The sequence below is a fragment of the Pseudoalteromonas sp. GB43 genome, from assembly GCF_054923805.1.
In genome coordinates, this window is sequence record NZ_JBPCHJ010000001.1 from 2,634,713 (window position 1) to 2,661,405 (window position 26,693).

A 26,693-nucleotide genomic window follows, 5' to 3' on the forward strand; every position below is an offset into this window, starting at 1 on the left:
TAGTTCTAAAGTTAGCTAATAAAAGGTTAAAAATAAATAAATAAATCCTTTTTTACTGGAGTATTTATAAATTGTTACTATTTTTTAAAAAAACTTAACCTTACTGCACCAATAAAAGTGTGTTATAAATTTCGCTCGTCTTTTACTTTAGCCTTTTTAGATGTTGTATTTGCTACAGCGAAGATTTTTATATTCATGAATAACCCTAATTTTTCAATACTGGTTTGTGATGATTCAAGTATAGCTCGCAAACAAGTAGTTCGGTGCTTAGGTAACTGTTTAAGTGCTGATATTCAACAAGCAACCAATGGTCGAGAAGCACTTGCTTTACTACGCGAGCAAAACTTTGATCTATTGTGTTTGGATTTAACTATGCCAGAGCTAGATGGTGTTGCTGTACTTGAAACGATCAAAGCAGAGAAAATAGAGTGCTTTGTTATAGTTATTTCAGCTGATATTCAAGCGCAAATGAAGCAAAAAGTAGCTAGTTTGGGAGCCATTGATTTCATCGATAAGCCGATAGATATTGTTCGACTGAAAGCAACTTTGCATAAATTTGGTATTCATTAATCTTTTGTATAACAAAAGTGCATAATTTATCTTTTCTTTAAGGGTTGACAGCTTGGCTACATTTAAGGCAGTCTAAAGGCTATGAAAACATTTAATCACGCAACGACCATTATTATTACAACTATCATCCTTACAGGATAGTGGCATAGGTCGGTGCAACAAATTTATAGGCCTGTGTTCACTAGAACACAGGCCTTTTTCGTTTATGGAATGAGGAAACATAAATAATGCGAGTATTAAAATTTGGTGGGTCGTCCTTGGCCGACTACGCATGTTTGCAACAGGTAGCTCAGTTAGTCAAAGAAGAATTACGCGATGAAATGCTGTTAGTGCTGTCAGCACCAGGTGGCATGACAGATTCATTAGTTGCATTAGCAAGCGCTGCAGAGCAGGGGCAAGATTTTAGTGAGTTATGGCAAGCATTGGTTGCGCGCTGTGAACAATTAAAAGCTGCTGTTGAAGCTGACTTTGGTCAGGTAGTGAATTGGTTTGATTTAAACGAACTTAAGAATAAACTGGATGGTGTTGCACTTTTGAAGTGTTGCCCAGACCAAGTACGTGCTTATGCAATTAGTTTTGGTGAGCGCGTTAGTGTTGCCTTGATGGAGTGTATGCTTAAAGAAAGTAATGCTCGTTATTTAGAAGCAACAGACTGTATTGCATCTGTAGGTGGCTACATTGATGCTGAAGCTGACTTGGCCGCAAGTAAGTTACGTTTTCAAGCTGCATTAAAAGCAGCACCGAGCACTATTTATATCATGCCGGGTTTCACTGCTGCCAATGAGCAGGGGGAACTAACAACACTTGGTCGCAATGGTTCAGATTACTCAGCAGCAATAGCTGCGGCATGTTTAGAAGCTGATGTATGCCAGATCTGGACTGATGTTGACGGTGTTTACAATGCTGACCCGCGTTATATCAAAAAAGCATCTAAGGTTGATTCGTTATCTTATAAAGAAGCAATGGAGCTGTCTTACTTTGGTGCGAAAGTATTACACCCGAAAACGATTTTACCTTGTGCTAAAGCAGGTGTGCCGTGTGAGATCAAAAATACTCATAACCCACGCGCTGAAGGTTCAGTGATCAGTAACGACAGTGTGTCGAACGAGCCTGTTAAAGCGCTATCAAGTTTACAAAACCTCGCTATGTTAACCGTGTCTGGCCCAGGTATGAAAGGCAAAGTGGGTATGGCATCAAAAGTATTTAATGCATTGGCGCATGACAATGTGTCAATTGTACTAATCACACAATCTTCGTGTGAATTTAGTATCAGTTTCTGTGTGCATGAGAGCGACCTATCACTTGCTCTAGAAGCATTACAAACTGCTTTCGAATTAGAATCACAAGCCGGTTTAATCGAACCAGTTCAAGTACAGCGTAACCTTGCGATTGTAACCCTAGTTGGTGATAACATGCGTGCGCACAAAGGCTTAGCAGCTAAGTTCTTTGCTTCATTAGCTCAAGCGCAGGTTAACATTGTTGCTATTGCACAAGACTCGACTGAGAGTGCTATTTCAGCGGTTATCGATGGTGAACTATGCAACGACGCAGTGAAAGTGTGCCATGAGAACTTCTTTACTCACATTCCTTCAATCGATGTGTTTTTACTTGGCTGTGGCTTAGTAGGTCAAGAACTTATCCAGCAGTTAAAGCGTCAACAAGCATGGCTTGAAAAACGTAATATTAAACTGAACTTATCCGGTGTTGCTAATTCAAGGCAGCTTTATCTAGATAGCGAAGGTATTGCTTTTGATGGTTGGCAAGACAAATTAGCCGTGTCAGAGCAGGCATTTGATTTAAATTTGGTCGAGCAATTTGTTAAACAAAACCATTTAATTAACCCTGTGATCGTAGATTGTAGCTCAGCCGATAAGCTTGCTGGGCAATATGTTGATTTCTTGAATGCCGGTTTCCACGTTGTTGCGGCAAACAAAAAGGCCAATACTAGCTCGTATGCTTACTACCAAGATTTAGTTGCAGCGACACAGAAGAATAATCGTAAGTTTTTATACGAAACAAACGTAGGTGCAGGCTTACCAGTACTTGATAACCTGAAATCACTCTTTGGTGCCGGTGATGAACTTATTAAGTTCAGCGGTATCTTGTCGGGTTCATTATCGTACATGTTTGGTGCGCTACAAGATGGTTTATCACTTAGCGAAGCCACGTTAAAAGCAAAAGAAAGTGGTTTTACAGAACCAGATCCGCGTGATGATTTATCAGGCACTGATGTTGCTCGAAAACTACTGATCATTGCTCGTGAATCGGGTCTTGAGTTAGAGCTAAGCGATATCGAAGTTGAATCTGTTTTACCTAAAGGGTTTGCAGAAGGTGATTCTGTAGCAGATTTCATGGCAAAACTACCATCACTTGATGCACAGTTTAACGACCGTATACAAAGTGCTGCAAGCGAAGGTAAAGTACTTCGTTATGTGGGTACTATTGAAAACGGTCAATGTAAAGTAGGCATTGAAGCCGTAGATAGTAACCATGCTCTTTATGATATCCGTGACGGTGAAAATGCACTGGCCATCTTAAGTCAATATTATCAACCTCGTCCGTTTGTTATTCGTGGTTATGGCGCAGGTGCTGAAGTAACGGCTGCTGGTGTATTTGCCGACATTTTAAAAACGTTAACACGTTAGGAGCTGGTCATGATCCGTGTATATGCACCCGCTTCAATCGGGAATTTTGCTGTCGGCTTTGATGCGTTAGGTGCTGCGCTAGCACCAATCGATGGCACCTTATTAGGCGATGTTGTAGAGGTGAGTGCCGCTGAGCAAGATACTTTTGTCTGCTCTGGCGACTATGCCCACAAACTGCCTGCTAATGCTGAAGAAAACTTGGCTTATCAATGTTTAATTCATTTTAAAGAACACGTTGCACCGACTATGCCAGCGGTAAAACTTGAGCTTAAAAAGAACCTACCAATTGGTTCAGGTTTAGGTTCGAGTGCCTGTTCTGTGGTGGCTGCGTTTGCAGCCCTTGATAAGTTCGCTGAAACCAACTTATCTCAAGAGCAACTTATCGAGTTGATGGCTGATTTTGAAGCCATTGTTAGTGGCGGTCGTCATTACGATAACATCACACCCTGTTATTTAGGTGGCTTGCAATTAACTGGTGAACTCATTCCGAACAAGTCAATTTCGTTACCTGTTGATAATCAATGGTATTACGTAGCGGCTTTTCCGGGATTTTCACTGAATACCGCAAAAGCGCGTTCGGTCTTGCCAACGCAATTATCAATGCACGACAGTGTTGAGTTCGCACAGCGACTTTCTGCATTTAGCAGCTTATTGCTTACAGGTCGCTTTGACGCAGCGCTTTCCATTATGAGTGATGAAATCGCTGAGCCACATCGCGCACCGCTCATTCAAGGCTTTGCCGAAGCAAAGAGTGCCTTGCCAGAGCTTGGTGCAGAGATTGTCAGCATTTCTGGTGCGGTCAACATTATTTACCGTGTGTAAGAGCCTGGAAGCTGCTAAGCAGTGTGCAGCTTGGCTGAATGATAATTACATCAATGAGCAGGGCTTCTGCCACATCTGCCAACTTGATCAGCTTGGCACACGACAGCTTTAAAGAATTTAAGGAATAAACATGCAATTACATAATTTAAAAGATGAAACACAACAGGTGTCGTTTGTTGAAGCGGTAAAAACGGGTTTAGGGCGTAATCAAGGTGTATTCTTCCCTAATAGCCTTACACCAATTCAAGACATTGATAAGTTACTTGATTTAGACTTTGTGAGCCGTAGCAGTAAGATTTTATCGCACCTGATTGGTGACGAGCTTCCTGCCGATACCGTTGCACAGATGGTGCAAAATGCGTTTAACTTTGATGTGAAATTAGTTGAAGTAGAAAAAGATATTTATTGCCTTGAATTATTTCATGGCCCAACGCTTGCGTTTAAAGACTTTGGTGGCCGTTTTATGGCTGAGTGTCTTGCGCAATTTAATCAGGGTGAAAAAGTCACGATTTTAACGGCTACATCAGGCGATACAGGGGCTGCAGTTGCCCATGCATTTTATAATAAGCCAAATATCGATGTCGTGATTCTATACCCGAAAGGTAAAATTTCATTAGCGCAGCAAAAGCTATTCACAACGTTAGGCAACAACATTCATTGCTATGCGGTTGATGGTAGCTTTGATGATTGTCAAAGCATGGTAAAACAGGCGTTTTTAGATGATGAAGTGAAACAAAAGCTTGGTCTGAATTCAGCAAATTCAATTAATATCAGCCGTTTAGTTGCACAGGTTTGCTATTACTTTGAAGCGATTGCTCAATTACCAAAAGAGCAGCGTAGTAAAGCGCATATCTCAGTTCCAAGTGGTAACTTTGGTAATGTGTGTGCCGCGATGATCGGTGCTGTGCTTGGTATGCCAGTAGCGAAATTAAGCGCTACAACTAACCAAAACGACACGGTGCCACGTTTCTTACAAAATAAAGAGTGGGCACCGAATGATACGCTTGAGTCACTATCGAACGCGATGGATGTAAGTAAACCGAATAACTGGCCGCGTGTTCAGTTTATGTTGGATAACGAATGGTTTAGTTATAATGACTTTTATTCAAGCTGTGTTGGTGAAGAAGAAACAAAAGAAGTGATGAAAAAAATTCATCAAACAGGTTACATCGCAGAGCCTCATACTGCAATTGCTTATCAGGGCTTGAAAGAAAATCTAGCTGATGGCAGTGCAGGTATCTTTTTAGCGACTGCACACCCAGCTAAATTCAAAGACAGCGTAGAGCAAATTTTAGACATCGAATTGCCTATGCCGAAACCACTAGCAGATGCATTAGCAAAACAGTGTTTAGCTGAAGATATTAAGTTTGATTATCAATTGCTTCGAACTGAGCTGTTAAATAAATTAGCTTAGTGCTTAATAAAGGTATAAAGAGCGGCTAAGCCGCTCTTTTTAATGCAGTCTTTTAATGAAGCCTTTAATGAAGTAACGAGTGACTATGTCTGTTTAAAATCCTCATGCTTAGGATGACCCCGGCCGCGATACATAGCAAAATGCTGATCACCGAGACGAGCTCATTTTGCGTCCATTGCATCAAGGTGAAAGCCGAAATAAAAATGATAAAAGGTTTAAATTCATAGTAATAGCGACGTTTTTTTGTTTAACACGCTGGCTTGAATGATCGGTTCTTCTGGCTTCTGAACGCATCCGCCAAATATTAGCACCTAATAAAAATAAGATTACACCGATGAGAGTTGGCACATAATTATTTGCCAATGCGATACAGCTTATGCCAAGAAAAAAATATCCGTAGGGGACTAATTCGTATATTGGTTTAGCTAACATGTACTTATACCATCCTTGATATTGACTAGTCCTATAAGCTTAGTTTGTCCCTATAAAAACGCAATTTAATCGGGCGGTTTTTCGTTGAAATAACATTTTAAATATCTATGAAATATTTTAAATCTATAATTTTTTATTATGTATCAATAAAAAAATATCATTATTAAAACACTGTGAAATAAATTCAATCCCTGTTTAAATATGTTCATCTTTACAAGATAGGCAAAAGTGCGTTTTAAGCGTACAATACAGCCTTCAAAAAACACCATACACGTTGCCTTAGGAGACCCCATGTTAGAACGTAGCATGAATATTTCGGATTTCGATCCAGAGTTATTTGCAGCCATCACTAAAGAGACGGCTCGTCAAGAAGAGCATATCGAACTGATCGCGTCTGAAAACTATTGTAGCCCACGCGTACTTGAAGCGCAGGGTTCTCAGCTTACCAACAAATACGCTGAAGGTTACCCAGGCAAACGTTACTATGGCGGTTGTGAGCATGTTGATGTTGTTGAGCAATTAGCAATTGACCGTGCAAACGAATTATTCGGCACAGATTACGCTAACGTTCAACCGCATGCGGGCTCACAAGCAAACGCAGCTGTTTTCCAAGCACTTCTTCAGCCGCACGATACAGTACTAGGTATGAGCTTAGCTCATGGTGGTCACTTAACTCACGGTTCACACGTTAACTTTTCTGGTAAAACGTACAATGCAATTCAATACGGCATCTAAACGACGAAACAGGTGAAATTGATTATGCTCAAGTTGAAGCGCTTGCATTAGAGCACAAGCCAAAAATGATCATCGCTGGTTTCTCTGCATACTCAGGCGTTGTTGACTGGGCTAAATTCCGTGAAATCGCTGATAAAGTTGGCGCATACTTATTCGTAGATATGGCTCACGTTGCTGGTCTTATCGCAGCGGGTGTATACCCAAGTCCAATCCCTCACGCACACGTTGTTACAACAACAACTCACAAAACATTAGCGGGTCCTCGTGGCGGTCTAATCGTTTCTGCATGTGGTGATGAAGAGATCTACAAAAAACTAAACAGCGCTGTATTCCCTGGCGGTCAAGGTGGTCCTTTATGCCACATCATCGCTGCTAAAGCGGTTGCTTTCAAAGAAGCATTACAACCAGAATTCAAAGCGTACCAAGCACAAGTTGTTAAGAACGCTCAAGCTATGGTTGAAGTACTGCAAGAGCGTGGCTACAAAGTTGTTTCTGGTAAAACAGACAACCACTTATTCCTTCTAGACCTAATCGATAAAGATATCACAGGTAAAGATGCTGACGCTGCTCTGGGTAACGCTAACATCACTGTAAATAAAAACTCAGTACCAAACGACCCACGTTCACCGTTCGTAACGTCTGGTCTTCGTATTGGTTCTCCGGCTATTACTCGCCGTGGTTTCAAAGAAGCTGAGTCAAAAGAGCTTGCTGGCTGGATCTGTGACGTACTAGACAACATCAACGATGAGTCAGTCCAAGCAGAAGTAAAAGAGAAAGTTAAAGCTATCTGTAAAAAATTACCAGTTTACGCTTAATTACTGGTTAAACCGTAATTAAGATAACAATAGCGTTGTTTTTTGCTATCATAAAGGCCGCTTACTAAGCGGCCTTTTTGTTTTTTATAAACGGAACTAGAACCCTATGCATTGCCCTTTTTGCACCGCAAAAGATACTAAAGTAATTGATTCTCGACTTGTTGGCGGTGGTCACCAAGTGAGACGTCGACGTGAATGTAACGAATGCCATGAGCGCTTTACCACCTTTGAAGGCGCTGAACTTGTGATGCCAAGAGTCATCAAGCAAGACGGTAGCCGCGAACCATTTAACGAAGACAAGTTACTGAATGGCTTGCATCGCGCTTTAGAGAAACGCCCAGTGAGCACTGAGCAGGTCGACGAAGTCGTTAACATCATTAAATCTCAACTTCGTGCTACCGGTGAGCGTGAAATCTCTAGCCATTTAATTGGCGAATGCATCATGGAGTCGCTGAAAAAACTCGACAAAGTAGCCTATGTGCGCTTTGCATCGGTTTATCGTTCATTTGAAGACATTCGCGAGTTTGGAGAAGAAATCGCTCGTTTAGGTGATTAATCATGTCGTTTACAGAACTTGATACTGTTTACATGGCGCGTGCCATTGAGCTTGCTAAACACGGCCGTTTTACTACCACGCCAAACCCGAATGTTGGCTGTGTACTGGTTAAAGATGACGAAATAGTCGGCGAAGGGTTTCATCAAATCGCAGGGCAGGGCCATGCTGAAGTGAATGCGTTGGCTGTAGCTGGCGATAAAGCAAAGGGCGCCACTGCCTATGTCACTTTAGAGCCTTGTAGTCATTATGGACGCACTCCGCCTTGTGCCGAAGGTTTAAAAGCTGCGGGTGTAAGCAAGGTGATTGCTGCTATGGTTGACCCAAACCCTGCGGTAAGTGGTCGCGGCCTGCAGATATTAGCTGACGCTGGTATTAGTGTGGCATCTGGCTTACTTGAGCAACAAGCGCGCGACTTAAACAAAGGCTTTTTAAAGCGTATGGAAACTGGGTTGCCATATGTAACCTGTAAAATGGCGTGTAGTTTAGATGGTAAAACTGCGCTAAATAACGGTCAAAGTAAATGGATAACAGGCCCTAAAGCGCGCCAAGATGTGCAAGCATTTCGTGCGCAAAGCTGCGCTATCTTAACCGGTGCAGACACCGTTATTACTGATAATGCAAAACTTAATGTCCGTGTTGATGAGTTGCCATTTACCATGCCAACCTCGTTGCCTTTGCGCCAACCAACCCGAATCATTATTGACTCACAAAACAGGTTAACGCCTGAGCTTGCGTTATTCAGCATCGAGAGCCCGGTAATAATTTTTACCACTTCGCTTGATAATCACACCAAGTGGCCTCACTTTGTTAAACACGAAGTGGTGCCAGCAGTTAACAATAAAGTTGATTTATCGGCGGTTTTAAAGCGTCTTGCTGAACTACAATTTAATCACATTTGGCTCGAAGCGGGGGCAACCCTTGCTGGGGTGTTTGCCGAGCAAGATTTAATTGACGAATACATTGTTTATATTGCCCCTAAGTTAATAGGTGATATGGGCAAAAGCTTACTAAACTTTGCAGAAGTCACTATGATGAGTGATATCACTGAACTGACTTTTACAGATACAGTGATGATTGGCGACGATATTCGCTTTACAGCGACAAAAGCAAAGCAAGCCACAAAAATTGAAAATAAAGAGTAGCACTATGTTTACTGGAATTATTGAAGCAACAGGTAAAATTGTTGAACTAACACAAAAGCAAGGTGATCTAGCTATTCGTATTCAAAGCGCTAATTTGGATATGGAAGACGTTAAGCTCGGTGACAGTATTGCCACCAATGGTGTGTGTTTAACGGTTGTCGCTAAACATAGCGATGGTTTTAGTGCTGACTTATCAAACGAAACAATTAGCTTAACTGGGTTTGCACATTATAAAAAAGGGCAAACAGTTAACCTCGAAAAAGCTATGCAACCGGTTTCTCGCCTAGGTGGGCACTTAGTGTCAGACCATGTTGATGGTATTGCTACTGTCGAAAGTATTAGTCCTAATGCTCGTGCAACTGAGTATTGGTTAAGTACTGACAATGATTTAATGAAGTACATTCCGTACAAAGGCTCGGTGTGTATTGATGGCATTAGCCTAACCGTCAACGAGGTTGAGCAAAATCGCTTTAAGCTAACGATTGTTCCACATACTGCTGAGCAAACAACGATTGCAGAATTTCAGGTGGGTACTCAGGTGAACTTAGAAGTTGACCAGATTGCTCGCTATTTAGAGCGCCTAATTAAAGGGGCTGAACAACCTTCCCGTTCAGACATATCAATGAGCTTGCTCGCACAAGCTGGCTTTATTAAGTAAGCAAAGATACGTCACTATTAATCATACTCTCATGGGCACATTATGAATTTACACAGCGCGCAAGAAATTATCGATGACATTAAAGCCGGTAAAATGGTTATTTTAATGGACGATGAAGACCGAGAAAATGAAGGCGATTTAATTATCGCGGCAGAACATATCAGTGCTGATGCCATCAACTTTATGGCAACACACGGCCGTGGTTTAATTTGTTTAACAATGACACAAGAGCGTTGTCAGCAGTTAGAATTACCACTGATGGTTAAAAATAACGGTGCAGCTTTTTCAACTAACTTCACTATGTCGATTGAAGCGGCAAAAGGCGTAACTACAGGTATTTCAGCAGCCGACCGCGCACGTACCGTACAAGCCGCAATCGCTAAAGGTGCCGTACCGAGCGATATCGTACAGCCAGGGCATATTTTCCCAATTATGGCGCAGCCTGGTGGCGTGTTAACACGTGCTGGTCATACTGAAGCGGGTTGTGATTTAGCACGTTTAGCAGGTCTTGAACCTTCATCTGTGATTGTTGAAATTCTAAATGCAGATGGCACTATGGCCGTCGCCCAGATCTTGAAGTATTTGCTAAAGAGCATGACTTAAAGATTGGCACTATTGCAGATTTAATCGAATACCGAAACCTAAACGAAACCACCATTGAGCGTGTTGCTAAATGTAAACTACCAACGGATCATGGTGAGTTTGATTTAGTGACCTACAAAGACACCATTGATGGTCAGCTTCACTATGTTTTACAAAAAGGTGAAGTATCGAAAGATGAGCCAACGTTAGTACGAGTTCACTTACAAAGCACCTTTAACGATATTCTATTATCAGATAGAAGTGCTGATTGTAGCTGGGGCTTATCAGATGCTATGGCTTATATCGCTGAGCATAACGGCGTGCTGGTTATTTTAGGTAAACAAGAGTCAACAGAAGATCTAGAAGCAACCGTTAAAGCCTTTGCCGCTGAAGATGCGGGCGAAAATGTCAGTCATCGTAAATTCCAAGGTACCTCGCGTACTGTGGGTGTTGGTTCGCAAATTTTGGCTGATTTAGGTATTGAAAAGATGCGCTTAATGAGCCGTCCTAAGAAGTACCACGCGCTATCTGGTTTCCACTTAGAAGTGGTTGACTATGTTGAGCCTCGCTCTTAATTTGGGAAAATAGATTTACTAGGCTACTTTTATATTTTTGTGATATTATGCGCCGTAATTTTTGCGCAATCGCAACTGCTTAAACTTATTTTTTAGGGTTATTAAATGAAAATTATTGAAGGTAACAAATACGCACCGGGCAAAAAATTTGCCATTGTCATTTCTCGCTTTAATGACTTTATTGGTAGCAGCCTATTAGCAGGTGCTGTTGATGAGCTTAAGCGCACAGGTGGTGTTTCTGAAGACGACATTACTGTTGTTTACGTACCAGGTGCCGTTGAATTACCTTTAGCAGCGAAACGCGTTGCAGCAAAGAAAGAACACGATGCAATCATCGCTCTAGGTGTCGTGATCAGAGGTGGTACGCCACACTTTGATTTAGTCGCTGGCGAATCAAACAAAGGTCTTGCACAAGTATCTCTTGAGTACGATATCCCGGTTGCATTTGGCGTATTAACCACTGAAAGCATTGAGCAAGCAATTGAGCGCGCAGGTACCAAAATGGGTAATAAAGGCGGCGAAGCTGCTTTAGGTGCGCTTGAAATGGTTAATGTGTTAGACAAAATTTAAGTTTAAGGAATCTCTGTGAAACCAGCAGCAAGACGTAAAGCACGTATCTTAGCACTTCAAGCCGTATACTCTTGGCAGTTAAGCGGCAACCCAATTGCTGATATTGAACAGCAAATGTTAATTGAAAATGATGTGACTAAGATCGACGTCGAATATTTCAAAGACCTAGCACGCGGTGTTGTTGTTAACTGTAAGCAATTAGATGAAATCGTTGCACCACATTTAGCACGCCCAGCTGATGAGTTAGACATGGTCGAAAAAGCAATTTTACGTCTGTCTGGCTATGAGCTGAAATTCCGTGAAGACGTACCTTACAAAGTGGCAATCAATGAAGGCATTGAGTTGGCTAAGATGTTTGGTGCTGAAGACAGCCATAAATTTGTCAACGGTGTACTTGATAAAGCAGTGAAAGAACTGCGTAAGTAAGTAACCCCGTAAAGGAGAGCCGGCTTGGGCCGGCTTTTTTGTGTATGAAGGAATTTGAATTAATCAATCGTTACTTTAGGGTCGTGGCATTATTCGCCGTGATGTGAACCTAGGTATTGGTGACGATTGTGCCTTAGTAACTGTGCCTGAAAACTGTCAATTGGCGGTAACAACAGATACTTTAGTTGCGGGCGTACACTTTTTTGATGACATCTCTGCGCGTGCTCTTGGGCATCGAGCTTTAGCTGTTAACTTAAGTGATTCTTGCGGCAATGGGCGCTGAACCTACGTGGATTTCGGTAGGCCTAACTTTGCCTGAAGCAAATATAGAGTGGCTTGAAGAGTTCACTGAAGGCATGCATGAAATTGCAGAGTACTTCAATGTGCAAATCATTGGTGGTGATACCACTCAAGGTCCTTTAACTATTACGATTTGTGCTAAAGGCATCGTGCCTGAAGGCAAAGCACTGCGCCGTAGCGGTGCTAAAGTGGGCGATTGGATTTATGTAACAGGTCCATTAGGAGATGCTGGTGTAGCCATTGAAGCCCGTAAACAAGGCCTCGATATCGCCCCTGAACACTTAAGCTATTTAAATAATCGTTTTGATTATCCGACGCCACGTGTAGCAGCGGGGCAAGTTTTGCGAGGCGCAGCCTCTTCAGCAATTGATATCTCCGATGGCTTATTAGCTGATTTAGGCCATATTTTAGCGCTATCGCAAGTTAGTGCGGTAATCAATGTTGATAAAGTGCCTGTTTCTGATGCATTAAATTCGTCGATTCCACGTGCTGAGCAATTTGACTATATCTTAAATTACGGTGACGACTATGAGTTGCTGTTTACTGTGCCAGAAAGCAATAAAAGCATGGTTGATATGAAACTGCGCCAATATGGTGTAGAAGCAAGCTGTGTAGGTCAAATTAAAAGTGGCGAAGGTGAGATTGAGCTATTGCTTGACGGCGAAAAGTTTAACTACCAAGGAAAAGGCTTTCAGCACTTTACAAAGGAGCCGGTTTGAGCAGTAACCGTTTATTCAATTTAAAACGCCCACACCAATTTTTTGGTCTGGGTTTTGGCTTAGCCTTGCCCCTAAAGCGCCAGGCACCTTTGGTACCTTTGCTGCCTTGCCATTTATTTTCACCACAATGTATTTTCCGCTTTGGTTACAAATTGTATTTGCTGTCGTGATCAGCGTGTTTGGTATTTGGGCATGTGGTAAAACAGCAGATGACTTAGGGGTGCATGATCATCCAGCCATTGTTTGGGATGAAGTTGCTGGTTATTATATCACCATGATTGGTGCTGCACTGAGTTGGCAGTCACTGTTGGTTGGTTTTTTATTGTTCCGCTTTTTTGATATCGCTAAACCAGGTCCTATCAGAATTTTAGATAGACGTTTACACGGGGGCTTGGGCATCATGGCTGATGATATTTTAGCAGGTGTTTTTTCATTAATTTGTGTTCAAGCCTTGTTTAAAGCAGGCTATTTGCCTTTTTAAACGATGAGTTAAGTGTTACTTGGTGGCAAGTATATGATGCGATTTCTAGTTGTCTGTTTGTTGATGCTTTGCAGCATGCCTGCGTTTGCATCTATTACTGACTATGTCGTCAAACAGTGGAACATCCAAAATGGCTTGCCATCGCAATCATTAAAAAGTATTGCTCAAGATGAGCAAGGCTATATGTGGCTGGGTACTCAGTTTGGCTTAAGCCGCTTTGATGGTAATACGTTCACTAACTTCAATACGCAAAACAGCGACTTCCTGCCAAGTAATGGTATCAATAAATTACTAGTCGATAGCACAGGGTTACTTTGGGTTGGTACCAAGAATGGTTTAGTAACACTTGATCCTAAAACCATGATGTCGCAAACCTTTAACGTTAAAGGTCCGGTGCGCGATATTCTCGAAGATTCCAAAGGCAGTATTTGGATTGCAGCGAATGGCCTTTATTACGTTGCTCGAAATCAAGTCACACTCAATCAAAACTCCGCGTTAATTGTACCTGTATCTAATGCCACTGCTATTACGCAAATTGTTGGTTCGGTGAGTCAAATGGCATTGTCGCCAGAAGGTATTTGGCTGGTCAATGAGCGCCATTTATTGCGTTTAACTAATACCTCTTCTGATTTTGCGAAATTACGATTAGAGCTGACTGCCAAGGTTTCATTACCTGAGCGTTTAGCACAAACCATTATTCATGACATGGCGTGGCTTGAAGGTAACTTGTATCTTGCCTCAGAGCTTGGTGCCTACTTTCTTGATTTAGATGACGAGCTGCGTCCATTCCCACTGCCAAATGCCAGTAACTCTGCCGTTTATAAGTTTATGAGCGACTCCGATGGCGCGCTATGGATCTCTACTTATGGACGCTTATTATTCCGTAATAATTCAGGAGATTGGCAATGGGTTGAACCTAGCCAGCTCGATCAAAGCATTTGGTTTGCCGATATTTTCCGTGACAATCAAAATAACATTTGGCTGGCAAGCTTCAGTGAAGGCTTATGGCTTGCTCACGAAGGGCGTATTGAACGTCACTCAGCTATCTCAAATATGACCGAAGCGGTGATGGCGATTAGCCAAGCGCCTGATGGCAAATTATGGGTGGCTAACCGTAGCGGTGTTGGCTACTTCGACTACAACAAGAATTTTGTAAATCAAATTCCGAGTAATCAGTTTGGTCGAGCAGCAGTGCACGACTTACAATTTGATGGTGATCGTTTGTACATCGCAACAGGCCGCGGTGTGTTTTATTACGAAAACCAAAACCTGTATACGGTGCCTGGGCGAGCGCTGCGCGATAACCCAGTATTTGCAATTAGCCGTTCTAGCAAAGGTGGATTTTGGCTCGGTACTGGCCGCGGTATGTACCGCTTAAGTTATGGTGGTTTAACACCTTTTGCATACAATGCCTTCTTAAGCAGCAAATTTATTACTTATGTTCATGATGAGCAAAATTTTGGCTTAATAGGTACCAGTAAAGGAGCTTATTACTTTACCGACCGGGGGATTGAAAAAATTGGCGACCAAACTAGTTTAGAAAGTGCTTACGTCACCAGTATTTTGAATATCGAAGGAGTGGGAATATTAATTGGTTCACTTAACGATGGCTTATTTTATCGCAGTACCAAAGGGCAGTGGCGTCAGTTAGATGCCACCGATGGTCTACCGTATGGCTCTATTTTCAGTCTAGTTTACGACAAGCAATTAAAACGTATTTGGGTCAGTACTATGAAAGGCGTATACCGTATGCCTGTAGAGCAGTTTGGTACTGATATCGAAAGTTTAAAAGTAGAACAAGTGATCTCATCGTTTGACCGTCAACTTGATGGTAAAGCCAGTCAATGTTTGTGCAGGCCTTGGCCATGATGCTGTAGCAGACACAGGCAACTCTATTTGGTACCCAAGTCTGCAAGGTGTGGTAGAAATACCAAAGAGCGTTGAGCTGTTTGGTGTACAAGCACTTAAGCCTCGCATTGAAAGCTTGATCACGCCGCTTCGTCATTTAAGTACCGCAACTTTAGGTAATAAGCCTGAGCTACAAATTGATGAACGCGATGTAACGTTAAAATATACCGCGATTGATTATTATGCCCCTTCAAGTATCGAGTTCCGTTACCGTTTAAGTGGCTTAGACAGTGACTGGCGTTATGCCAATACTCGTCGTGAGGCAATCTATACCAACTTACCGCCGGGGTCGTTTTTGTTCCAACTTGAAGCAAAGCGTCGTGGTGAAGATTGGCAAAAAGCACGTCGTACCGAGTACAGCTTTGTAGTGCCGCGTCGTTTTGATGAGACTATTTATTTTAGACTCTTGATCACCAGCAGCTTTATTTTACTGTTCTACCTCGTGTTTTGGGTATTTAGAGCGCAAGAGAAACGTAAGCAATTAGCCCTTGAAAGCTTAGTAACAGAACGTACCGTAGAGCTTCGAGAAGCTAACGATAAGCTTAACCAAGTGAACTCACAGCTTAAGCTAGTTAGTCACTCAGATGAGCTTACAGGCTTACGTAGCCGTCGCTTCTTGTTTGATCAGCTCCCTAAAGATATCGAACACTTCCAGCGTAACTCACAGTCATTGCAAGCGCAGGGTAAGTCGCTAGTGCTATTAATAATAAACTTTGATAACTTCAGCCGCATTAATGATGCGTATGGCCCACTTGCAGGCGATAGCTGTTTACAGCAAATGGCGACTTTGTTGAATAGCCGTACTCAAGGTTCTGACTATGTTGCGCGTTGGAGTGGTGACGAGTTTTTACTCTTACTACGTGATTTCAAACGCACAGCAATAGACAATTATGTGGCCGATTTATGTGAAGCAATTGCAGCAAACCCATTTAGATTACCGAATGGACAGTCGACCACTATCACTGCGTCGATTGGTTGGTCTTTTTATCCGTTACCTTTACTGGGTGGCCAAGTTATTGGTTGGGAAACCTCAGTTAACCTTGCCGATATCGCACTGCATCAAGTTAAAAAGCGCGGTGGCGATGGTGTAGCAAACATTACCTTTGATGAGCAATTAGATGCTTTTGAGTTCGAGCAAAGCAACAATGTTGATCAGCAGCTCAGCGCACTGCAAGCCAATGGTTTAGCCGATATTAAAATTTGGATGCGTTAATACTCTCTAAACTAAGTGAGCAGATATAAAAAATGCCTTACCTAGGGCTAGATAAGGCATTGGAGGCCAACAGAGGCGTTCGTTACCTAAACACCTTTTGATGGTTAGTGTTTAAGCCAAGCTGGTAAAACAGCCACAGACTCTGGGGCGGTAAAGGAGTAGCTCACCGTTGCTGCAATGTCACCGCTAGGGCTATTTAAAATATTATCAAAGCGCATAACTAGGCCATTTGATTTTTCGGCAACATATAAATCATTACCCGTATACATAATATCGACAGGGTTACCTAATTGGCTTGCAGGACCTGCGATATTTACACTTACATTGGTTAAACCACTGGCCATAGCGGCACTATTAATCACATAAATTTTCCCGTCGGTGGCATCGGCTGCAGAACCAACATCAGAAACTATTAGTGAGTCACTTAATGGGTCGTAATCAATACCATGAATATTGGTTGGTGCAGCAAATGCAGTGCCGCCCGATGCAGGGGTAATTAAACGATCTTCACCTGTAATGGTTGTCATACCTGACATCCACTTGCTTTTCACTTCATCAAAAACAGCAATTGTGCCATTGGTAAGTGCAACAAATGCCCTGTCAGTTGATGGATCATAGTCTACATCCCAAGGGCGTGCACTAGCACTGGGTTTTAGGGTCATTAATGGGCTTACATCACCTGTTGCGCAGCTAGAGAAAATGAGAACACCAGGCGTTGTTGCATTAAATTCAGCAACAAAAATCATGCCTGTATCTGAAGCTATATCAATACCTTTTGGTGAGATAATACCAGTACTTGCTCCCATGATTGTTCTATCTTGGTTGGTTGCGTAACTTTCGCCGTTACGCTGTGTTGCAACCTTGTTTGAAATAACGATACCACCCATCGATGTAACTGCATCATCAAATGTTGCGTAGCTAGTGCCAGACTTATCAAAAGCCACACTTTCAATTGTTTGATTTGCATTATACGTTGCCAGTTCGGCTGTTAAAGGTGCGTTTAAACGACTAATTTGACCTGTTGTTGGACCTACTGTTCCTGGGTTACTACTTACAGCTACACCGAGCAGGGGCATGTTAACCATAATACTATCAGAGCTATCTTGCATATTATTATGCATAACGGTTTCTGTTATTGATTCAGGTTTTGTTGTTGGCGTGATGAGATCTGGTGATACATCACCACTTTCGCCTGCAAATATATTACTAAATACTAAAACTGCATCATTTGATTTTTCAGCCACACGCAAGTCGCTGCCAGTAAGACTTATATCCACAGGGTTACCGAGCATAGACATTGGACCTGCTATATGACGGTCAACCGCTACCATACCATCTGCTTGAGCAGCATTTGAAATGACAAAGAGTGCACCATCTGTTGCATCAGATGCACTACCTACATCAGACAGCACAAGCTTGTTACTAGTCATATCTAAAGCAATACCATGAATATTGACTGAAATTTTTGTACCAGTTTCATCACTTGGTGTAATGGTTCGAGTTGGTGTTGCAGTAAAACCACCCATTACATAATTGTCGTAAACAGCAACATCACCATTAGTTAGTGCGACGTAAAGACGATCATTATTTTCATCGTACGTAAGATCCCATGGTGTTGCATCAGTTACCGTTGTTGCTAATGGTGCTACATCGCCTGCAGCTTCTTTACCAAATACAGTTACTTGCATAGCATTAAAATCAGCAATAAAAACAAGACCATATTTATTAGAGATATGTATGCCCTTCGGATTTACAAGTGTGGTGTTTGTGCCAGTTAACGTACGATCAATATTATTGGTGTACATGCCATCTGCACGGTTTAACACTTGGCATACGGTACTCAGTGCTCCATTTCCAGAATCAGCAGCTTGCACTAAATTACCTAAGCTATCGAAAACAACACCTTCATTAGCACCAGTATTAAATGTTGTGAGTTTAGCGGCATTTTGATCAATGAGGTTGATAGTGCCCGCATTATCTGAGCCATTGTTCGCTAATATAAATGTTGCTGATGCAAAGCCAGGAGCGCCATCGTTGCCATTCATACCATCAGCGCCATTTTGACCGTCAGCGCCATTTTCGGTCATCGACACCATTAGTACCGTCTTGCCCTGCTGCACCTTGAGCTCCCATAGCACCATCTTTACCATCATCTCCATCACACCCTGTAATACCCAGCATCACAGCAAGAGCAATGGCAGAAAACATGACCTTAGATAGTTTTGAATTAGCGAGTTGTTGATCTTTAATAGCTTTACTTTTAATCGTATTCATTTGTCTATACCTTTTAAATATTCCATCAAATGTGAACAAACAACCTGTATTGTTTAACGACAAAATACGTGCTCACGAGTTAACCTCAATGAATAAACGGCTAGCTAAAGATATTGGATGCAAGAAAATAGAAAATAGGTAAGTTATTTTTTATGTGTATGGTTTTAAATAATAAAAAAGGAGCCATGAGGCTCCTTTTTAATGAATTGCGTATAGTTTTAAGCCATGAACTCTTTAATGCGAGTTAAGATGCCATTGGCATCTAGGCCCATCTCAGCGTGCATTTCATCTTGTGTGCCATGCTTAATGAACTCATCTGGAATACCTAAATTTAAGATAGTCACATCGGCTTTGATTGCAGCCAAATATTCATTCACAGCAGAACCCGCACCGCCTGCAATAGCATTGTCTTCTAAAGTAACAATGACATCATGGCTGCTAAGTAACTCATTAATAGCTTCAGTATCAAGAGGTTTGATAAAGCGCATATCAATCACTGTTGCATTTAGCTCATCTGCGGCTACTTTGGCGCTCTCTAACAGCGTACCGAACGACAAGATGGCCACTTTACTACCTTGTTTGATACTACGCGCTTTACCGATTTCAATCGCACTCATTGTTGATTCAACATCACAATTGCCGGCACTACCACGTGGGTAACGAACAGCAACAGGTTGATTGCATTGGTAGCCAGTGTAAAGCATTTGGCGGCACTCGTTAGTGTCGCTTGGCGCCATAATAATCATATTAGGAATACAGCGCATAAAACTTAAGTCATAGGCGCCTTGGTGAGTTTCACCATCAGCACCAACAATACCTGCACGGTCAATAGCGAATAAAACAGGTAAGTTTTGTAATGCTACATCGTGGATAAGTTGATCGTAAGCGCGTTGTAAAAAGCTTGAATAAATAGCAACAACAGGCTTCAACCCTTCACAAGCGAGGCCTGCTGCAAGCGTTACAGCATGTTGTTCAGCAATCGCCACATCAAAGTATTGCGCAGGATACTCTTTTGAAAAACGCACCATGCCTGAACCTTCACGCATCGCAGGGGTAATTGCCATTAGCTTGTCGTCTTGGGCTGCCATATCGCATAACCAGTCACCAAACACATTTGAGAATGTGGCAGCACCCGGTTTTGATTTTGGTAATTTCGACATGCTCGGATCAAATTTTGGTACGCCGTGGTAGCCAATTGGATCCGCTTCAGCAGGCTTATAACCTTTACCTTTTTGCGTTTTAATATGTAGTAACTGTGGGCCTTTAAGGTTACGCATATTACGTAAGGTATCAACCAACATATTTACATCATGACCATCGATTGGGCCGATGTAATTTAGGCCTAACTCTTCAAAGAACGTACCCGGAATGACCATTCCTTTTAGGTGCTCTTCCATGCGGCTAGCAAGTTCTTTCACAGGCGGTAAACCAGAAAGGAGCTTTTTACTGCCTTCACGAATATTGGTGTAGAAGCTACCAGATAAAATTCGGGCAAAGTGGTTATTGAGTGCCCCCACGTTTTCTGAAATCGACATTTCATTGTCGTTTAAGATAATTAACACGTTAGGATTAACATCACCCATGTGATTCATTGCTTCAAATGCCATACCAGCAGTGATCGCACCATCGCCAATAACAGCAACAGTTTTACGATCTTTACCTTCTTTTTCTGCAGCAATGGCCATACCTAAGGCTGCTGAAATTGAGGTGCTCGAATGACCAACACTGAAAGTATCGTATGGGCTTTCTTCACGGAATGGGAATGGGTGTAAACCGTCTTTTTGACGAATAGTATGCATTTGGTCACGACGACCCGTTAAGATTTTATGCGGGTATGCTTGATGACCCACATCCCAAACTAAACGATCTTCAGGAGTGTTATAAACATAATGCAGTGCAACTGTTAACTCAACAGTGCCTAAACCTGATGCTAGATGACCACTACTTTGCGAAACTGAGTTAAGTAGGTATTCGCGTAACTCTTTACTAAACGCAGGTAACTTGTCTTGCGCTAAATCACGCAGTTGTGCTGGTTCGTCAACCAAACTTAATAATGGATACTTGCTACTATCAAGTGTCATGATTTTTTATACATCCTTCGCTAACCAGAGTGCATTATAGCCCATTGCCGCTCCGATTTTTTAGTTATTTTGTCTTTCTTTTTAGGTATTAATAATTGCGTTCAACAATATAGCTTGCAAGACTCGCTAATTCGCTGGTGTCGTAATCAATAGCCTCAAGAGCTTGATGGGCTTGAGCCAGCAAATCTTGGGCTTTTTGCTTTGCGCCTGCCATCCCTAATAAAGCAGGGTAGGTTGCTTTGTTTGCAGCAACATCGGAACCCTGTGGCTTACCTAATGTTTCAGTATCAGCTTCTACATCAAGGATATCGTCTTGTACCTGAAAGGCCAGCCCAATTGCTTGACCGAATAGGTTTAATTGCGCGAGTGTATGTTCATCACAGCTTTTTGCACTCAATGCACCGAGTGTAATTGCACAATTAAGCAAGGCACCCGTTTTTAGCTGATGAATGCGCTCTAGCTGAGCAACTGTAATTTCTTTATCGGTCGCTTCAATATCCAGTGCTTGCCCACCTACCATACCTTCAATACCTGAGGCTTTGCTTAATGAGGCAATCATTTTTACTTGCTGGCTCGCAGAAACAGCAAATTGATGATTGGCAATTAAATCAAATGCCAGTGTTTGTAAGGCATCACCTGCGAGTATGGCTTGTGCTTCGCCATAGACAATATGACAGGTAGGGCGGCCACGTCTTAAGTCATCATCATCCATTGCTGGTAAGTCATCATGAACTAAAGAATAGCTATGAATACACTCAATAGCGGCGGCAAGAATATCAAGATCGGCCTTGTCCGCGCCCATCATCCGGCCCGTTGCATATACAAGGTAAGGACGTAAGCGTTTACCACCATTTAGAACACCGTAGTGGGTGGCTTCTTTGATGTTTTTTTCGGTATTAAGTGGCTGTTCAAAATAGCGATTTAAGTGTGCTTCTACGTCTTCACGAGCGCGTTGTAATTGTTCTTTTAATTGCACTTAATTAGTCCAAGTTTGAATCAAAATTGCTAAGAGGCGCTTGGCTATCGTTACCCATTAAAATGGCAACTTTTTGTTCGGCTTGTTGTAACTTACCAGACGAAGCGTTTGCTAGCGCAATGCCGCGTTCAAATTGTTTTAGTGATTGTTCCAGTGACAATTCACCTTGCTCCATTTGTGCAACAATTTGAGATAATTCATCCAGTGCTTCTTCAAAGCTTAAGTTTTCTGGTTTCTTTGTTGCCATTGTGGCCTCGATAGCTGTTAGAAAGTGAGGCCAATTTTAGGGGGAATGCTAAACTAGGTCAAAGAATGATGTGTTTTTTTACGCATAATTCATTTTTAGTATGCTATTTTTACGATTTTAAATACAGCTTAAACTTGTAGCTTAAAAATCTTACATTAAAATAAAATTAATTCATTTAATGATTTAAGTATTTCAACTGCTTGCCGATAAGCAGTTAATAATAAAAATTTGATACTTGAGTGTATCGTGTAATTGTTCCTCTGGAGGGGTATGTGGATTTAGCAACCATAATAGGTATTCTTGGTGCCATAGGCTTAATTGCTATGTCGATGGTGTTAAGTAGTGATGACCAAGTTGCAATGTTTTACAACACGCCTTCGGTGGTCATTGTATTTGGTGGTTCGATTTTTATTGTATTATCAAATTTCACCATGGGGCAATTTTTGGGCATAGGTAAAGTGGCAGCAAAAGCTTTTATGTTCAAAATCGAATCTCCGGAAGAATTAATTGAAAAAGCAGTAGAATTAGCTGATTCTGCACGTAAAGGTGGCTTCTTAGCATTAGAAGAAGCTGAAATCCCCAACGGTTTTATGCGTAAAGGGGTCGATATGTTAGTGGATGGTCATGATGCTGATGTCGTTCGCGCCACGCTGCAAAAAGATATTTCTCTTACTGCTAACCGTCATGAACTCGGTGCTGGTTTATTCAAATCACTTGCCGATATTGCTCCTGCAATGGGTATGATCGGTACGCTAATCGGTCTGGTTGCTATGTTATCAAACATGGATGACCCAAAGGCAATCGGCCCAGCAATGGCAGTTGCCCTTTTAACAACTCTCTATGGTGCTTTCTTAGCAAACGTTGTCGCTATTCCAATTCAGGTAAAACTAGAACTGCGTAAAGACGAAGAAGCCCTCAATCAACGCTTAATTCTTGACGCGGTGCTAGGTATTCAAGACGGTCAGAACCCGAAAGTAATTGAAGGTATTTTGAAAAACTACTTAGCCGAATCAAAACGTAAAGTTGATACCGAGGAGTAGAGCATGTCAGATGAAGAGTGCAAATGTCCTCCACCAGGCTTGCCTGCATGGATGGGTACCTTCGCGGATTTAATGTCATTATTAATGTGCTTCTTTGTACTCTTGCTTGCTTTCTCTGAAATGGACGTGCTGAAGTTTAAGCAAATTGCTGGCTCTATGAAGTTTGCTTTTGGTGTACAAAATAAAATTGAAGTAAAAGATATTCCAAAAGGAACCTCTGTTATTGCCATGGAGTTTACTCCAGGCAAACCTGAGCCAACACCTATTGAAACGATTCAGCAACAAACCGTTGAGATGACACAACAAATGCTTGAGTTTCAGGCTGGCGACGAAAGCTCCGCCGGTGGTCGACAAGAACAGCGCGGTAATAAACGTGGTGGTGAATCGCAAAGTACGGCTCAGCAACAAGCTTTAGAACAGTCAATTTCTGCGGCTGATCAAGAACAAACAAATGAACTTGTGAAGAAAATTGCTCAGCAACTAGAACAGCAAATTATGGATGGTGCGATTGAGCTCGAGTCATTAGGCCAGCAAATTATTATTCGCATTCGTGAGAATGGTTCATTCCCATCGGGTAGTGCTTTTTTACAGCCAAAATTTAAACCTATTATTCGTGATATTGCTACGCTGTTAAAAGATGTGCCGGGTGAAATAACCGTGTCAGGTCACACTGATGACTTCCAAGTATCGAATGAGCTTTATACTAATAATTGGGATTTATCATCAAAACGTGCGGTGGCAGTTGCCAGTGAAATGGAAAAAGCGCCAGGGTTTGATAAGTCCCGTATGATGGTAGTCGGTCACGCAGAAACGAGGCCTCTAGTACCGAATGTAACCGACGAAGATCGCAAGCGAAATCGCCGTGTTGAAATCTCTATTATGCAAGGTAAAGCACACGAATCTGAACCTATTGATGTAAGGCAGTAAATCAATTAAAGTTAAGCCTCATTAACAAATGTAATAGAGAATAAAAATGAAAAAAGTTGATAAATATAGCTACATGCCTGGTAATGGTAGTGGCGACGATGATGGTAAAACAGATTAAGGTTAGTTAATTTTGCCTGATTGGTTTGTATATACCATCTCAATTTTGAATAATAGCTGGGTGTTCATTCTGATCCCTGCTATTTTCGTTTTCTACCTCCGCAAAGATTGGCAGGCATTCCACTTTACCGTAATAACTGCATGTTTCTTTTTATACGGTACCTTAATTCATAGCGGCTTACGTGAATTTGATGACATTTATATTTGGCGCTATGTCGTTTGGGCTTTTAATGATATTGCTTGGATGGCAATCATTGCTTACTTAGGTATTAAAGATAAAGTCTACTTATGGCAAAGTGTTTTAGGGCAGTTGGTTGTGATAATGGCGCCTATTTTGCAATTGTTCCGTTTAGTTGACCGCCACCTTTGGGATTTGTCTTACAGCACTTACATGTATAAGACCCTGCTACCGCTAATCAATATTGGTACTGTGGTCGTATGTTACCTACCACTTATCTATCTTTTTACTCGACGAAGCCAGCAAGCTTAAGGCGTTTCTTCGTTAAAAATCCTGTGCTAGACTACTGTTTATAAAAACAGTATTTAGTGTTGCGTTATGAAACTTTACATTGCCGAAAAACCATCCTTGGCACGAGCCATTGCAGATGCTCTACCAAAACCACAAAAAAAACAGGATGGTTATATAGAGCTTGGTAATGGAGATTGTGTCTCTTGGTGTATTGGTCATTTACTTGAGCAAGCAGAGCCCGATGATTACGATGCAAGTTTTAAAAAATGGCGATTTGAGCATTTACCTATCGTGCCAGAACAATGGCAATTAAAACCTAAAGCAAAAACACGCAAACAACTTACTGTACTAAAAAAGCTCATTAAGCAGGCAAGTACAATAATTCATGCTGGCGACCCTGATAGGGAAGGCCAGCTATTGGTTGATGAAGTGATCGAACAGGTTAAACTTAGCCAAGCCAAAAAACAGCAAATTCAACGACTCTTGATCAGCGACTTAAACTTAAGTGCAGTTAAAAAAGCACTAAATAATTTGAAATCGAACCGCGATTTTATTCCTTTGAGTGTGTCTGCCTTAGCTCGATCACGTGCCGATTGGTTATTTGGCATGAATTTAACTCGAGCCTATACGCTTGCTGGGCAAAAAGCTGGATTTGGCAATGTGCTATCTGTTGGGCGTGTTCAAACGCCTATTTTAGGTTTAGTCGTTAATCGTGATAATGAAATCGCTAATTTTGTAGCAAAACCTTTTTACGAAGTTTTAGCGCACCTTGCAACTCAGCAGCAGCAAACATTTGCTGCAAAGTGGCAACCAAGTAAAGCATGTGAACCTTATCAAGATGAAGAAGGGCGAGTATTGCATAGGGGGCTTGCTGAAAATGTTGTGTCACGCATAACTAATCAACCAGCTAAAGTGGTTGAGCTTGAGCAAAAGCAAAAAAAACAACAGGCACCGCTACCTTATAATTTATCCGCTTTACAGATTGATGCGGCAAAGGCGTTTTCAATGCCTGCACAAAAAGTGCTAGATACCTGCCAAAACTTGTATGAGCGTCATAAGTTAATTACGTACCCTCGTTCAGATAATCGCTATTTACCAAAAGATCATCATAAAGATGCCGCGAGTATTATTGCCGCCATCGCTAATAATGAAGGTCAAGCAATTGAAGCTTGTAAGCAAGCTGATAGCAGTAAGCGGAGTAAATGTTTTAATGACAGCAAAGTGGCAGCTCACCACGCTATTGTTCCTACCGAAAAACAACTTCGCTCAGCGTCCTTAAATAGTGATGAACAAAAAATCTATCGCTTGATCTGTCGTCATTATTTAATCCAATTTTATCCAGACTATGTATTTAACGAAACCAAAATAACGGTTGAAATTGCGGGTGGGCTTTTTAAAGCAGCAGCTAAGCAAGATGTTAGCTTAGGCTTTAAAATATTAATGGGCAAAACAGAGTTAAAAGATGAGCAAACCTTACCACCACTTGAAAAAGGTCAACAGCTGCATTGCAATCAAGGTGAAGTAGTAGACAAAATGACGACACCGCCAGCGCATTTTACTGATGCGACCTTATTAAGTGCCATGACAGGCATCAGTCGGTATGTGAAAGACCCAGAAATTAAAAAGAATCCTTAAGGAAACAGATGGTCTTGGTACTGAAGCTACGCGAGCCGGTATTCTTGAGCTTTTATTTAAACGCCGTTTTTTAGAGCGGCAGGGTAAAAACATTTTGGCTACCGCAACAGGTAAAGCACTCATAAGTACATTACCAGAACAGCTTGCTAGCCCTGACTTAACCGCTAAGTGGGAAGCATCGTTAGGTAATATCGCTGAACAGCATATGAGTTATCAGCAATTTTTAACACCATTGTTGGAAGAGTTACATACTTTAGTTGAGCAAGCCAAGCAATGCGATAGCCAAGTCTTTGCCCAGTTACCAAAAACGCCGCAAAAGCGACGTTTTAAAAGAAAAGCTAAGCCCAGAGCTAAGTCAGCCTAA

Annotated in this window: 16 protein-coding genes and 7 pseudogenes; 18 read left to right on the forward strand and 5 right to left on the reverse strand. The window is 41.8% G+C overall.

The window, feature by feature from the left end; translation table 11 throughout:
* Positions 1 to 195: 195 nt before the first annotated feature.
* The 14 genes and pseudogenes from ACRWSG_RS12520 to ACRWSG_RS12585 all read left to right on the forward strand — a co-directional run bounded on the left by ACRWSG_RS12520 (position 196) and on the right by ACRWSG_RS12585 (position 16,563).
* Complete coding sequence (locus ACRWSG_RS12520; protein WP_054552581.1) at positions 196 to 570, forward strand: response regulator; 375 nt, start codon at positions 196 to 198, stop codon at positions 568 to 570.
* A gap of 227 nt (positions 571 to 797) precedes the next feature.
* Positions 798 to 3,215: a bifunctional aspartate kinase/homoserine dehydrogenase I gene (gene thrA, locus ACRWSG_RS12525; RefSeq protein WP_462166454.1), complete on the forward strand. Its 2,418-nt coding sequence runs from the start codon at positions 798 to 800 to the stop codon at positions 3,213 to 3,215.
* A 9-nt stretch (positions 3,216 to 3,224) separates the two neighbouring features.
* Positions 3,225 to 4,149: pseudogene (gene thrB, locus ACRWSG_RS12530) on the forward strand (homoserine kinase).
* 18 nt (positions 4,150 to 4,167) lie between these two features.
* Positions 4,168 to 5,451 carry a threonine synthase gene (gene thrC, locus ACRWSG_RS12535; protein ID WP_166338136.1) on the forward strand — a complete coding sequence of 428 codons (1,284 nt, stop codon included), beginning with the start codon at positions 4,168 to 4,170 and terminating at the stop codon, positions 5,449 to 5,451.
* A gap of 723 nt (positions 5,452 to 6,174) precedes the next feature.
* Positions 6,175 to 7,433 (forward strand): annotated as a pseudogene (gene glyA, locus ACRWSG_RS12540) (serine hydroxymethyltransferase).
* Positions 7,434 to 7,539: 106 nt separating this feature from the next.
* On the forward strand, positions 7,540 to 7,989 hold the full coding sequence (nrdR, locus tag ACRWSG_RS12545) for a transcriptional regulator NrdR (protein WP_054552576.1): 450 nt from the start codon (positions 7,540 to 7,542) through the stop codon (positions 7,987 to 7,989).
* Positions 7,990 to 7,991: 2 nt separating this feature from the next.
* Positions 7,992 to 9,131 (forward strand): bifunctional diaminohydroxyphosphoribosylaminopyrimidine deaminase/5-amino-6-(5-phosphoribosylamino)uracil reductase RibD, encoded by a 1,140-nt coding sequence (gene ribD, locus ACRWSG_RS12550; protein WP_462166455.1) that lies wholly within the window; start codon positions 7,992 to 7,994, stop codon positions 9,129 to 9,131.
* A gap of 4 nt (positions 9,132 to 9,135) precedes the next feature.
* Positions 9,136 to 9,789 carry a riboflavin synthase gene (locus ACRWSG_RS12555; protein ID WP_462166456.1) on the forward strand — a complete coding sequence of 218 codons (654 nt, stop codon included), beginning with the start codon at positions 9,136 to 9,138 and terminating at the stop codon, positions 9,787 to 9,789.
* A 42-nt stretch (positions 9,790 to 9,831) separates the two neighbouring features.
* Positions 9,832 to 10,946 (forward strand): annotated as a pseudogene (gene ribBA / locus ACRWSG_RS12560) (bifunctional 3,4-dihydroxy-2-butanone-4-phosphate synthase/GTP cyclohydrolase II).
* 105 nt (positions 10,947 to 11,051) lie between these two features.
* Positions 11,052 to 11,516 carry a 6,7-dimethyl-8-ribityllumazine synthase gene (ribH, locus tag ACRWSG_RS12565; RefSeq protein WP_054562661.1) on the forward strand — a complete coding sequence of 155 codons (465 nt, stop codon included), beginning with the start codon at positions 11,052 to 11,054 and terminating at the stop codon, positions 11,514 to 11,516.
* Between the two features lie 15 nt (positions 11,517 to 11,531).
* Entirely contained in the window at positions 11,532 to 11,942 is a 411-nt protein-coding gene (nusB, locus tag ACRWSG_RS12570; protein WP_054552571.1) for a transcription antitermination factor NusB, read from the forward strand.
* A 44-nt stretch (positions 11,943 to 11,986) separates the two neighbouring features.
* Positions 11,987 to 12,961: pseudogene (gene thiL / locus ACRWSG_RS12575) on the forward strand (thiamine-phosphate kinase).
* Positions 12,958 to 13,442 (forward strand): annotated as a pseudogene (locus ACRWSG_RS12580) (phosphatidylglycerophosphatase A family protein). The pseudogenes thiL and ACRWSG_RS12580 overlap by 4 nt, the downstream one beginning before the upstream one ends.
* Positions 13,443 to 13,475: 33 nt before the next feature.
* Positions 13,476 to 16,563: pseudogene (locus ACRWSG_RS12585) on the forward strand (diguanylate cyclase domain-containing protein).
* Positions 16,564 to 16,667: 104 nt separating this feature from the next.
* On the opposite strand, the gene ACRWSG_RS12590 reads toward ACRWSG_RS12585, so the two are convergent.
* From ACRWSG_RS12590 to xseB, 5 genes are all read right to left on the reverse strand, one after another.
* On the reverse strand, positions 16,668 to 18,683 hold the full coding sequence (locus ACRWSG_RS12590) for a hypothetical protein (RefSeq protein ID WP_462166457.1): 2,016 nt from the start codon (positions 18,681 to 18,683) through the stop codon (positions 16,668 to 16,670).
* Positions 18,631 to 18,837 (reverse strand): hypothetical protein, encoded by a 207-nt coding sequence (locus tag ACRWSG_RS12595; protein ID WP_462166459.1) that lies wholly within the window; start codon positions 18,835 to 18,837, stop codon positions 18,631 to 18,633. The genes ACRWSG_RS12590 and ACRWSG_RS12595 overlap by 53 nt, the downstream gene beginning before the upstream one ends.
* A 218-nt stretch (positions 18,838 to 19,055) precedes the next feature.
* Positions 19,056 to 20,918 carry a 1-deoxy-D-xylulose-5-phosphate synthase gene (gene dxs / locus ACRWSG_RS12600; RefSeq protein WP_138615819.1) on the reverse strand — a complete coding sequence of 621 codons (1,863 nt, stop codon included), beginning with the start codon at positions 20,916 to 20,918 and terminating at the stop codon, positions 19,056 to 19,058.
* A gap of 88 nt (positions 20,919 to 21,006) precedes the next feature.
* Positions 21,007 to 21,894 (reverse strand): (2E,6E)-farnesyl diphosphate synthase, encoded by an 888-nt coding sequence (gene ispA / locus ACRWSG_RS12605; protein ID WP_138615821.1) that lies wholly within the window; start codon positions 21,892 to 21,894, stop codon positions 21,007 to 21,009.
* A 4-nt stretch (positions 21,895 to 21,898) separates the two neighbouring features.
* Positions 21,899 to 22,141 carry an exodeoxyribonuclease VII small subunit gene (gene xseB, locus ACRWSG_RS12610; protein ID WP_054552565.1) on the reverse strand — a complete coding sequence of 81 codons (243 nt, stop codon included), beginning with the start codon at positions 22,139 to 22,141 and terminating at the stop codon, positions 21,899 to 21,901.
* 272 nt (positions 22,142 to 22,413) lie between these two features.
* On the opposite strand from xseB, the gene pomA reads away from it, so the two are divergent.
* The 4 genes and pseudogenes from pomA to ACRWSG_RS12630 all read left to right on the forward strand — a co-directional run bounded on the left by pomA (position 22,414) and on the right by ACRWSG_RS12630 (position 26,693).
* Positions 22,414 to 23,181 carry a flagellar motor protein PomA gene (pomA, locus tag ACRWSG_RS12615; RefSeq protein ID WP_462166460.1) on the forward strand — a complete coding sequence of 256 codons (768 nt, stop codon included), beginning with the start codon at positions 22,414 to 22,416 and terminating at the stop codon, positions 23,179 to 23,181.
* A 3-nt stretch (positions 23,182 to 23,184) separates the two neighbouring features.
* Positions 23,185 to 24,108, forward strand: a complete 924-nt coding sequence (locus tag ACRWSG_RS12620) for a flagellar motor protein MotB (protein ID WP_054552563.1) — start codon at positions 23,185 to 23,187, stop codon at positions 24,106 to 24,108.
* 130 nt (positions 24,109 to 24,238) lie between these two features.
* Positions 24,239 to 24,715, forward strand: a complete 477-nt coding sequence (locus tag ACRWSG_RS12625) for a hypothetical protein (RefSeq protein WP_199530190.1) — start codon at positions 24,239 to 24,241, stop codon at positions 24,713 to 24,715.
* Between the two features lie 66 nt (positions 24,716 to 24,781).
* Positions 24,782 to 26,693: pseudogene (locus ACRWSG_RS12630) on the forward strand (DNA topoisomerase III).